The organism is Pseudomonas sp. Sample_24 (assembly GCF_004307605.1).
Lineage (GTDB): Bacteria > Pseudomonadota > Gammaproteobacteria > Pseudomonadales > Pseudomonadaceae > Aquipseudomonas.
This window is the reverse complement of sequence record NZ_RCNW01000533.1, coordinates 1-11,275: the sequence shown is the minus strand read 5'-3', so window position 1 is coordinate 11,275 and position 11,275 is coordinate 1. Positions and strand designations below refer to the sequence as shown.

The 11,275-nt window shown below is 62.1% G+C and carries 9 protein-coding genes; 7 read left to right on the top strand and 2 right to left on the bottom strand.

Features of this window, described 5'->3' with window-relative positions:
• Positions 1–208 precede the first annotated feature (208 nt).
• From D8V06_RS29945 to D8V06_RS29915, 7 genes are all read left to right on the top strand, one after another.
• Entirely contained in the window at positions 209–1,138 is a 930-nt protein-coding gene (locus D8V06_RS29945) for an amidohydrolase family protein (RefSeq protein ID WP_056852865.1), read from the top strand.
• A 4-nt stretch (positions 1,139–1,142) separates the two neighbouring features.
• Positions 1,143–2,048 (top strand): amidohydrolase family protein, encoded by a 906-nt coding sequence (locus tag D8V06_RS29940; protein WP_053158646.1) that lies wholly within the window; start codon positions 1,143–1,145, stop codon positions 2,046–2,048.
• Between the two features lie 126 nt (positions 2,049–2,174).
• Positions 2,175–3,560, top strand: coding sequence for a UbiD family decarboxylase (locus D8V06_RS29935; RefSeq protein WP_130904774.1), 1,386 nt, complete (start codon positions 2,175–2,177; stop codon positions 3,558–3,560).
• The gene (locus D8V06_RS29930) at positions 3,557–4,186 is read left to right on the top strand and encodes a UbiX family flavin prenyltransferase (protein WP_130906426.1); all 630 of its coding nucleotides are present in this window, start codon (positions 3,557–3,559) and stop codon (positions 4,184–4,186) included. The genes D8V06_RS29935 and D8V06_RS29930 overlap by 4 nt, the downstream gene beginning before the upstream one ends.
• A gap of 75 nt (positions 4,187–4,261) precedes the next feature.
• On the top strand, positions 4,262–5,308 hold the full coding sequence (locus D8V06_RS29925) for a GTP-binding protein (RefSeq protein WP_130932391.1): 1,047 nt from the start codon (positions 4,262–4,264) through the stop codon (positions 5,306–5,308).
• A gap of 248 nt (positions 5,309–5,556) precedes the next feature.
• Complete coding sequence (locus D8V06_RS29920; RefSeq protein ID WP_056852869.1) at positions 5,557–6,921, top strand: nucleobase:cation symporter-2 family protein; 1,365 nt, start codon at positions 5,557–5,559, stop codon at positions 6,919–6,921.
• A 12-nt stretch (positions 6,922–6,933) separates the two neighbouring features.
• Complete coding sequence (locus D8V06_RS29915; RefSeq protein ID WP_130932390.1) at positions 6,934–8,322, top strand: amidohydrolase family protein; 1,389 nt, start codon at positions 6,934–6,936, stop codon at positions 8,320–8,322.
• A gap of 65 nt (positions 8,323–8,387) precedes the next feature.
• Here the strand turns inward: D8V06_RS29915 and D8V06_RS29910 are convergent, their stop codons facing one another.
• Together D8V06_RS29910 and D8V06_RS29905 are read right to left on the bottom strand one after the other, a co-directional pair.
• A complete protein-coding gene (locus tag D8V06_RS29910; protein WP_056852871.1) occupies positions 8,388–9,665 on the bottom strand; it encodes a Zn-dependent hydrolase in 1,278 nt (425 codons plus the stop codon).
• A gap of 165 nt (positions 9,666–9,830) precedes the next feature.
• Positions 9,831–11,275, bottom strand: a 1,445-nt coding sequence (locus D8V06_RS29905; protein ID WP_130932389.1) for an NCS1 family nucleobase:cation symporter-1, incomplete at its 5' end; no start/stop codon positions are given.

The window sequence follows — 11,275 nt, the reverse complement described above, 5'->3', positions numbered from 1 at the left end:
CGAACGCATATCAAACCCCCGCCCAATTAATATTGTACGAACCCGACACCCCCTTCCAATACTTCCCCCCAAGCAGCCAGCGTCCCGAGCCGGATGCGACCAGGCGAGGGAATGCGTGAGTCTTTGCGCATAGAAATGGCCGATTGCCCGGGACGTGGCTGCTGTGAACCGCAAGGTTCCCTTCCCCGCTATCAGGAGATCGACTTCAATGATCATCGATATCAGCTGCTATCCCACCGATCTGGTGGACCTCGCCTGGAGGCATGACGGTGACCCGTTCACCGGCGAGCGTCTGCTGGAGATGATGGATGGCCCGTACATGGTCAACGGCAAGCCTCGCCGCATCGACAAAGCCTTCATCCAGCCACCGCAGGGCAACACCATCTACACCTGGACCGACGGCGACCTCAGCGGCCGCGAGTCCATCGACGCGTACATGGCCTACACACTGAAAATGGTCCAGACCTACCCGGACCGCTTCATCGGCTGCTTCGTCTACAACCCGCGCTGCGGCGTGGAAAACGGCGTCGAGGCGATCGAACGCTACGTCAAGGAACACGGTTTCAAGATGGTCCAGATGCAGGCCAACATGCACGCCTACCGCCCGGACCGTGCGCTGGACTGGGTGCGCCCGGCCTTCGAGAAATGCGCCGAGCTGGGCATCCCGGTCAAGCTGCACACCGGCGACGGGCCTTACAGCATCCCCTCGGAATGGGTGCCGATGATCAAGGAGTTCCCCAACGTCGATTTCATCATGGCGCACTTTGGCGTGCAGACCGGTGGCGTCTACGTGTTCGAACCGATGCAATGGGCGATGGAGCTGCCCAATGTCTACTGCGAATCGGGCTGGTGCCTGCAATCACGGATCGTCGAATTCGCCAAGGTCCTGCCGACCCACAAGATTCTGTTCGGCACCGACACCCCGCCGAACGAACCGGGCATGTGGCTGCGCCTGCTCGAAGTGTTGTGCCACGAGCCGCCGCAGGGCCTGAACCTCGACGAGGACACCCTGGAAGAATACCTGGGCAACAACACTGCCCGGATGATCGGCCTCGAACCGACCCCGCCGCCACGCTCGGTCAGCGAAGCACAGGCGCAACTCAAGCGTCCCGTCACCACGCAACTGGCCAGGAGCTGAACCGATGATTATCGATACCCATCTGCACCCCACCAACCTGGTCGACGAGGCCTGGCGCCACACCGGCGAACCGTTCACCGGCGAGCGCATGCTCAAGCTGATGGACGGCCCTTACATGATCAATGGCAAACCGCGCCGTATCGACATGGGCTTCATCCAGCCGCCACCGGGCAACACCGGTTATCGCGACGGTAACCGTCGGGGCCGCGAGGGCGTGCGCGATTACATGTCGTACGTCGCTGAGTTGTGCGTGAAGTACCCGGACCGCTTCATCGGCAACTTCAACTTCAACCCGCGCTGGGGACCGGAAAACGGCGCGGCGGAGCTGGAATTCCATATCAAGGAATACGGCTTCAAGATGCTCAAGCTGCACGCCAACATGCACGGCTATCGCCCGGACCGGGCGCTGGACTGGCTGCGTCCGGCCATGAAAGTCTGCGCCAAGTACAACATCGTGGTGCTGATCCACACCGGTGACGGGCCGTACACCATTCCGACGATGTTCTACCCGATCATCCGTGAGTTCCCGATGGTCAACTTCATCATCGGCCACTTCGGCATCCAGACCGGCGGCAACTACTCATTCGAGGCGTTCTGGATGGCCATGGACACGCCAAACGTCTACTGCGAATCCGGCTGGTGTTTCCAGTCGCGGATCGTCGAGTTCGCCAAGGACCTGCCACGCAACAAGATCGTGTTCGGCACCGATTCGCCACCGAACGAACCGGGCATGTGGCTGCGCGAACTGGAAGTGTTGTGCTCACCCGCACCGCAAGGCCTGGGCATCGACGAGGACCACCTTGAGGATTACCTGGGCAACAACATCGCCCGGCTGTGCGGCATCGAACCGACGCCGCCGCCCAAGGACCTGATCGAGGCGGACATTCGTCTGACCACGACGTACCTCTAACCCGCAAAACCTGTAGGAGCGAGCCTGCTCGCGATGGAGGTCAACGATGACGCCGTGCTGTCTGGAATCCCGCGTTGTCTTTAAAACCATCGCGAGCAAGGCTCGCGCCTACATGGAGGTGAAACCATGACCCTCTCGACGCTCGGCGATACCCAGGATTTTCACGACTTTCTAGATGCCTATCGCCGGCAGTACCCGGACGATGTGCTGGCCGTCCAACATTGCCTTTCTGCCGATCAGGACGTCACCGCCCTGGTCGATGCCTTGACCTCACAAGGTCGCGATCCCCTGCTGATTTGCGAAAAAGTCGGCAACTTCGGCGCCCCCGTGGTCACCAACCTGTTCGCTTCCCGCAGCCGAATCGCCCGGATGTTCGGCGTTGCCCCGGCGCAACTGCACGAAACTTTCCAGCAACGCGCCAATAACCCCATCGCCCCGCGCTACGTGGAAAGCGGCCCAGTGCTGGATGAAATCTTCGAAGGCGAAGCCGTGGACCTGGCATTGCTGCCGATGCTCAAGCATTTCGCCAGTGACCGCGGGCCATACATCACCAACGCGATCATCATCGCCGAAGACCCGCTCACCGGCATCGCCAACATGAGCTATCACCGCTCGATGCGCCATGCCCGGCAGACCCTGGCCACCAGCCTGCATTCGCGCGGCCACTTGTGGCGCATGCTGCAAACCGCCCGCGAGCGTGGCGAAGAATTGCGCGTGGCCATGGTGGTCGGTGCGCACCCATTGTTCATGCTCGCCGCTGCCGCACGCTTGCCCTTCGGCAGCGATGAGCGCGCAGTGGCCGGGGGCTTGTTCGGTGCGCCGCTCGAGCTGGTGAAAACCCCGCGCTATGGCATCGGCGTGCCGGCGTACGCGGAATTCGTCCTGGAAGGCGCCATTGACCCGGCGGCCTATGCCGAAGAAGGTCCGTTCGGTGAATTCAGCGGCTATTCCTCGGATCGCTCGACCAACAATGTGCTGCGGGTCGACACCCTGATGCGGCGCAAGGACGCCTGGTTGGTGGATGTGGTCGGTGGTCGTTATGCCGAGCACCTGACCCTGGCGCGACTGCCAAGGGAAGCGGAGATGAGTGAAAAGCTCAAGGCCCGTTTCCCCGCCGTGACGGCCGTGCATTACCCGAATTCCGGCACGCATTTTCACTGCTACGTGGCGCTGGACCAGAGCCGTGACGGCGAGGCACGGCAGATCATGCTGGCGTTGCTCGGCTGGGACCCGTATCTGAAAACCGTGATCGCGGTGGACAGCGATATCGACATCAGCGACGACAGCCAGGTGCTGTGGGCGCTGGCCACCCACTTCCAGCCGCACCAGGACCTGTTCGTCATCGACGGTTTGCCCGGCAGCCCGCTGGACCCTTCCTCCTCGGTCAACGGCACCACTTCGCGCATGGGCCTGGACGCTACGCGCGGTTCAGGATTCGACGGGATCAAGGCGCAGCTCGACCAGGATGTGCTGGAGCGCGCGCGCAATCTGCTCAGGAGCTTTGCGTCATGAATCGCCAGCGCATGGTGGTGGGCATCAGCGGTGCATCGGGTTTCATCTATGGCGTGCGCCTGCTGCAATTGCTCGCCGAACTGGGCATCGAAAGCCACTTGATCATCAGCCGCGCGGCGCTGCTGACCATGGCCCACGAAACCGACTACAAGCTGGCCGACGTCACTGCGCTAGCCAGCCACTACCACCGCGCTGACGATGTGGCCGCCGGGATCGCCAGCGGTTCGTTCCGCTGCCTGGGCATGGTCGTTGCGCCGTGTTCCATGCGCACCCTGGCGGAAATCGCCACCGGCACTTCATCGGGCCTGATCGGTCGCGCGGCCGACGTCACACTCAAGGAGCGCCGCACGCTGGTGTTGATGGCCCGGGAGACTCCGCTGACCCTCGCCCATCTGCGCAACATGACCGCCGTGACCGAAATGGGCGGCATCATCGCCCCGCCCGTCCCGGCCTTCTACGCCCGCCCGCAAGACCTTGCGCAAATGGTCGATCACAGCCTCGGCCGGGTCCTCGATCTGTTTGGGCTCGATGCGGGCACTGCGATGCGCTGGGGCGAACACACAAAACCCTGTGGGAGCGAGCTTGCTCGCGATAGCGGTAGATCAGTTGCCATCTCTGCTGAATGAAATACCGCAATCGCTGGCAAGCCAGCTCCCACAGTGGATCGCATTCCGACAAATAACACAGGCAAGGAGCATCACATGAACACGCCCTTCAACGCCCCGACCCCGAACACCAAAATCCCGGTGACCATCCTCACCGGGTTCCTCGGCGCCGGCAAAACCACCCTGCTCAACTACATCCTTAAAGAGAACCATGGCCGAAAAATCGCCGTGATCGAAAACGAATTCGGCGAAGTCGGCATCGACGGTGATTTGGTGCTCAGCTCCGAAACCGAAGAAATCTACGAGATGGTCAACGGCTGCGTGTGCTGCACCGCCGAAGTCCGCGAGGATTTGGTGCGCATCGTCCGCGAACTGGTGGCGCGCCCGGTGCGGCTCGATCACATCCTGATCGAAACCAGTGGCCTGGCTGACCCGTATCCGGTGGCCCAGAGCTTTTTCATCAATGACCCGATTGCCGATGAAGTCGAACTCGACGCCATCGTCACCATGGTCGACGCCAAGCACATCGCCCAGCACCTGGAAGACCTGCAACTCGATGGCGTGGACAATCAGGCGGTGGACCAGATTGTCTGCGCCGACCGTATTGTCATCAACAAGGTCGACCTGGTCAGCGCCGCCGAAGTGGCGTCCCTGAGCGACAAGATCCGCGGCCTCAACGCCACGGCGGATCTGGTGACTTGCAGCTACGCCGAAATCGACTTGACCAGGATCCTCGGCATCGGCGCCTTCGAGTCCACGCAAAAACTCATGGAAATCGGCGCCGAGCACGATCATCACGCCGATGAGCACCATCACGATCATGACGATCTGGATCATGACCACGACCCAAGCGTGTCGTCGGTAGGCATCGCCGTGGACGGCGCGGTCAACCTGGGCGACTTCCACCGCTGGATCACCCAGTTGCGCACCGAGCAGGCCGACAACCTGTACCGCATGAAAGGTGTGCTGGCGGTCGCCGATCAGGATCAGCGTTATGTGCTGCAGGGCGTGCACAGCCTCGTCGAGTTCCGCGCATCAACCCTGTGGGGCAGCGAACCGCGCTCCAGCAAGATCGTGTTCATCGGCCGCGACCTGGACCGCGCAGCGTTGAACCAGGGCTTTGCCGCCTGCCTGGCAGGCTGAACAAAGGCATCGGAGCCGGTGGATGGCGGTTCCGGGGCACACGAATGACTGATGCCAGTCCGAAAGAACGCCGCAAAACCTGTGGGCGCTGGCTTGCCAGCGATAAGGGCGGACAGTCACTTTCTTTTCGACTATCAGACCGCTATCGCTGGCAAGCCAGCTACCACAGTGATCGATGGCGTTCCCGCAATTGGCATCAGAACGAATACCCCTCTCTACAGCATAAAAACAGCAAGAGGTGTTTCCCCATGTCGTCAGCCACTACCCCTGCAAAACCCGTCACCCTCCATCCCGTCGACCAGGTGTTATCGGTACGACAAATGCTCACCCTCGGCCTGCAACACATGGCCGTCTCGTACATCGGCGCCATCGCCGTGCCGTTGATTGTCGCCAGCGCCTTGAAGATGTCACAGGCCGACACGGTGGTGTTGATCAGCACCACGCTGTTCTGTTCCGGCATCGCCACCCTCCTGCAAACCGTCGGTTTCTGGAAATTCGGCGTGCGCCTGCCGATCCTCCAGGGCGTGGCCTTCAGCAGCGTCGGCCCCGTCATCGCCATCGGCAGCAACCCGGAGGTCGGTTTCGCCGGGGTTTGCGGGGCGGTGATCGGCGCGGGGATTTTCACCATGCTCGCCGCGCCGTTCGTGGGACGCTTGCGGCGGTTCTTTCCGCCGGTAGTCACCGGGTGCATTGTCACGGTGATCGGCTTGCAGCTGTTTCCGATTGCCTATGAGTGGGTCGGCGGCGGGCGTCATGCCGCTGATTTCGGCGCACCGGCCTACCTTGCGGTGGCAGCGGTGGTGTTGCTCACCATCCTGCTGGTCAACCGCTATGGCAGCCCGATGCTGCGCAACATGGCGGTGCTGGTGGGCATGCTGGTGGGTGCGGGGCTCGCCTATGGGCTGGGCATGGGCAGCTTTCACAGCGTGCAGGAATCCCCCTGGCTGACCGTGCCCTACCCGTTCTATTTCGGCCTGCCGACCTTCAGCCTGATCCCCATTGCCACCATGGTGGTGGTGATGATCGTGCAGATGGTCGAGTCCATGGGCCTGTTCGTGGCCATCGGCGACATCGTCGACAAACCGGTGGAAGACAAACAGGTGATCAACGGCCTGCGCGCCAACGGCCTGGCCAGCACCATCGCCGGGATGTTCGCTGCGTTTCCGTTCATTGCCTTCATGGAAAACGTCGGTCTGGTGATCCTCACCGGCGTGCGCAGTCGTTGGGTGGTGGCCGTCAGCGGCTTGTTGATGTGCTCGGTGGCCCTGGTGCCCAAGGCCGGCGCGATCATTGCGTCGATGCCGACCGCGGCGCTTGGCGGAGCCGGGATTGCCATGTTCGGTGTGGTCGCGGCGGCAGGCATACAGACCCTGGCCAAGGTCGACTACGAGCGCAATCGCTACAACGTGCTGATCGTCGGTTTCACCATCGCCGCCGCCCTGGTGCCGGTGCTGGCCCCGGCCTTGTTCAAGCAACTTCCCGAGTGGTCGCAGCCGTTCCTGCACAGCAGCGTGGTGATCGCCTGCCTGGTGTCGGTGTTGCTCAACGCCGCTCTCAACGGTGTCAGCGTGCCTGATGCCGCCACCAGCAAATCCGCTTCCCACAGCCTCTGACTGGAGCCACTCATGACTCAACTGCAAAACATCCTGATCAAAAACCCGCAGGCGGTGATGACCGGCCTGCGCGGCCCGCGTGCCCGGGCCGGTGCCGTGGACATTCGAATCGTCAACGGGCGCATCGCCGAAATGGCTGCCAACCTCGAAGCGCAACCCGGTGAACGGGTCATCGATGCGCGTCACTCGGTGGTCTATCCGGGCTGGATCAACACCCACCATCACCTGTTCCAGAACCTGCTCAAAGCCGTGCCGGAAGGTTTGAATCAAGACCTGCAAGGCTGGCTGGCCAGCGTGCCCTACCCACGCCTCAACCGATTCACGCCACAACTGGCGCGCATCGCCGCACGACTGGGAATGGCCGAGTTGCTGCTCTCGGGGGTAACGACCTGCGCCGATCACCACTACCTCTATCACGCCCACGGCACCACCGAGACCGGCGACCTGTTGTTTGACCTGGCCGATGAATTCGGTCTGCGTTTTGTGCTGTGCCGGGGCGGTGCGCTGGAGTCCGCCAGCGCCCATCCCGGATTCTCGAAAACCGCGCTGCAACCGGAAACCCTGGAGCAGATGGTCGGCGATATCGAACGCCTGAAGTCGCGGTATCACCAGGACACTCCGGATGCGATGCGCCGGGTGGTGGTGGCACCGACGACTCCGACTTTTTCTCTGCCGCCCACCCTGCTGCGGGAACTGGCGCACACGGCCCGTGGCCTCGGTTTGCGCTTGCACACGCACCTGTCCGAGACGCAGAACTACGTGAATTTCTGCCGCGAAAAGTACAACTGCCTGCCGGTGGAGTTCGTCGCCGAGCACGAATGGCTCGGCCCGGACGTCTGGTTCGCCCATGCGGTGCACCTGCAACCCGCTGAAATCCGCATGCTCGCGCAAACCGGCACCGGCGTTTCCCACTGCCCGGTGAGCAATGCGCGTTTGGGCAGCGGCGTTGCGCCAATCCCGCAGATGTTCGAGGCGGGCGTACCGATCTCACTTGGCGTCGATGGCGTGGCCTCCAACGAGTCAGGGAGCATGGTCGGTGAAGCCAACACCGCGTGGTTGATTCACCGGGCGGAACAAGGCGCATCAGCCACCACGGCCGAAGATGTCATTCACTGGGGTACGGCAGGTGGTGCGCAGGTGCTCGGGCTGGGCGCGGTCGGCACGCTTGAAGTGGGCCAAGCGGCGGACCTGGTGGTTTATGGCCTGGACCATCCGCGGTTCTTCGGCTTCCACGACATTGCCGTGGCGCCCGTGGTGGCGGGTGAACCGATCGCGGTGCGCTACAGCCTGGTAGGCGGTCGCGTGGTGGTCGATGACGGTGTGATTCCGGGGCTGGATGTACAGCGGATGCGCGCCGAGGCGTGGGATGGGGTGAGGCAGTTGATGAACGTCGACGAATAACCCCCCCGCCGCACCTGTCCCCCTGTAGGAGCGAGCCGGATCCGGGCGGCTCGCTCCTACAGGGTTTACCGCTCAGCCTTCGCCACCGCTGCCGAAGCCGCCAGCATCGCCCGCAACAGCACCGCGCAGCCGGCGGCCAGGTCATCGGGTGCGGCGTTTTCGATTTCGTTATGGCTGATGCCACCTTCGCAAGGCACGAAGATCATGCCGGCCGGGCCGAGTTCGGCAAGGAAGATCGCGTCGTGGCCTGCGCCACTGACGATGTCCATGTGCGACAGGCCCAGGCCTTGAGCGGCACCGCGCACGGCTTCGACGCAACCTTTGTCGAAATACAACGGCGGGAAGTCGGCGGTGGGTGTCAGTTCATACGTCAGGCCATGTTCTTCGCAGGTGGTCTCGATGACTTCGCGGACTTCGGCGATCATCGAGTCCAGGCGTGCCGGTTCCAGGTGGCGGAAATCCAGAGTCATGCGCACTTCACCGGGAATGACATTGCGCGAACCGGGATAGGCTTGCAGGCAGCCAACGGTGCCGCAGGCGTGAGGTTGATGGCCGAGTGCGGCACGATTGACCGCACCGACAATCACCGCGGCGCCGACCAGGGCGTCCTTGCGCAGGTGCATCGGCGTCGGCCCGGCGTGGGCTTCGACACCGCGCAGTTTCAAGTCAAACCATTTTTGCCCGAGGGCGCCCATCACTACGCCGATGGTTTTGCGTTCGTCTTCGAGGATCGGGCCTTGCTCGATGTGTGCTTCGAAGTAAGCCCCGACCTTGTGCCCGCTGACCTTGCGCTCCCCCGCATAACCAATGGCGTTGAGCGCCTCACCCACCGTCACGCCCTCGGCGTCGACCTTGGCCAGGGTTTCTTCGAGGGTGAATTTTTCCGCGAACACCCCGGAACCCATCATGCATGGCGCGAAGCGCGAGCCCTCTTCGTTGGTCCAGACCACCACCTCCAGCGGCGCCTCGGTCTCTATCTGCAAATCGTTCAGTGTGCGCAGTACTTCAACGCCGGCCAGTACGCCGAAACAGCCGTCGAACTTGCCGCCGGTGGGTTGGGTATCGATGTGACTGCCGGTCATCACCGGTGGCAGGTTCGGGTTACGTCCTGCACGGCGGGCGAAAATGTTGCCGACGGCGTCGATGCTGACAGTGCAGCCTGCCTCCTCGCACCATCTGACAAAGATGTCCCGGGCCTGTCGATCCAGATCGGTCAGGGCCAGGCGACAAACGCCGCCCTTGACCGTGGCGCCGAGTTTGGCCAACTCCATGAGCGACTGCCATAGACGATCGCGATCGATGTGCTGATGGGTGGACTGCAGAACGTCAACGGCCGCGTTCATGGGGATCTCCTCAGGCTGTTCTTATCAATTTGTTCAGTTCAATTCTGCGCTGTGCTTTAGGCCGCCATCGCTGGCAAGTCGAATCGTCGCACCGCAGCTCCCACAGGGTTTTGTGAACACCCGAGAAACTTGTGGGAGCTGGCTTGCCAGCGATGAGGCCCTCCTTCACACCGCAGTCTTCGCAACAGACGGGCTGGGGCGCATCACACTCAACCCGTAATAAATCAACCCGCCCAGCGCCGAGCCGGTAAACCAGCCATAACTGTAGAACCAGCTGAACGCGTCGCTGCCCAGCGACAACAACGTCAGCACTACGGGCACACCAAACGCGATGAAGCCGCTCCAGTTCCATGCCGGATAGACGTCATCGCGGTACAGCCCGGCGAGATCCAGTTGCTGTTTCTTGATCAGGAAATAGTCCACCACCATGATCCCTGCGATCGGCCCAAGCAGGCTGGAATACCCGAGCAGCCAATTGGAGTAGACGGTTTCCAGACTGATGTCCGAGACGATCAGCCCTAGCTTTTTCAGCAGTTCATGGGCCATCAATGCCAGACCGACAAACCCGGTCAGCAGCACGGCGTTGGTGCGGTTGATCACCTTGGGCGCGATATTCTGGAAGTCATTGGTCGGCGACACGATGTTGGCGGCGGTATTGGTTGACAGTGTGGCGATGATGATCAGCGCCATCGCCAGCGCCACCCACATCGGGCTCTGGATGTGGCCGATCAGGGTCACTGGATCGGACACGGTCACCCCCACCAGTTTCACCGAAGCCGCGGTCATCACCACGCCCAGGGACGCGAACAGAAACATGGTCAGCGGCAGACCGATGATCTGCCCGACGATCTGATCCTTCTGGCTTTTTGCGTAGCGACTGAAGTCCGGAATGTTCAGCGACAAGGTGGCCCAGAAGCCGACCATCGCCGTCAGCCCGGCCGCGAAGTAACTCGCCACGCCAGCGCCTTCGGGACGCTTGGCCGGGATCGCCAGCAATTCGGTCATCGAGACATTGGGCATCGCCCACACCAACAGACCCACTCCCACCGCTACCAACAACGGTGCAGAAAGGGTTTCCAGCCATTTGATCGACTCGGCGCCGCGAATCACCACCCACAGGTTCAGCGCCCAGAACACCATGAAACCAATCACTTCACCGGTGCCGCCCAGGGATTTCCAGCCCTCGAACACCGAACCGAGGAACAGATGAATCGCCAGGCCGCCAAACATCGTTTGAATGCCGAACCAGCCACACGCCACCAGCGCCCGGATCAGGCACGGAATGTTGGAACCGAGGATGCCAAAGGACGACCGCAGCAACACCGGAAACGGGATGCCGTACTTGGTACCGGGGAAGGCATTCAACGTCAGTGGAATCAGGACAATGATGTTGGCAAACAGAATCGCCAACAGCGCTTCGCCGACGCTCAGGCCGAAGTACGCGGTCAACACGCCGCCCAGGGTATAGGTCGGCACGCAAATCGCCATGCCGACCCACAGTGCGGTGATGTGCCATTTGTTCCAGGTTCGTTCACGCACCTTGGTCGGCGCGATATCGTGGTTGTAACGGGGACTGTCGAGGACATCGCTGCCGGCTTCGAGCTCGAACA

Excerpts from the sequence above, each read along its gene's own strand:
- D8V06_RS29930 (WP_130906426.1), top strand. The coding sequence starts at position 3,557 with ATGAATCGCCAGCGCATGGTGGTGGGCATCAGCGGTGCATCGGGTTTC.
- D8V06_RS29910 (WP_056852871.1), bottom strand. The coding sequence starts at position 9,665 with ATGAACGCGGCCGTTGACGTTCTGCAGTCCACCCATCAGCACATCGAT.
- D8V06_RS29925 (WP_130932391.1), top strand. The coding sequence starts at position 4,262 with ATGAACACGCCCTTCAACGCCCCGACCCCGAACACCAAAATCCCGGTG.
- D8V06_RS29915 (WP_130932390.1), top strand. The coding sequence starts at position 6,934 with ATGACTCAACTGCAAAACATCCTGATCAAAAACCCGCAGGCGGTGATG.
- D8V06_RS29945 (WP_056852865.1), top strand. The coding sequence starts at position 209 with ATGATCATCGATATCAGCTGCTATCCCACCGATCTGGTGGACCTCGCC.
- D8V06_RS29940 (WP_053158646.1), top strand. The coding sequence starts at position 1,143 with ATGATTATCGATACCCATCTGCACCCCACCAACCTGGTCGACGAGGCC.
- D8V06_RS29935 (WP_130904774.1), top strand. The coding sequence starts at position 2,175 with ATGACCCTCTCGACGCTCGGCGATACCCAGGATTTTCACGACTTTCTA.
- D8V06_RS29920 (WP_056852869.1), top strand. The coding sequence starts at position 5,557 with ATGTCGTCAGCCACTACCCCTGCAAAACCCGTCACCCTCCATCCCGTC.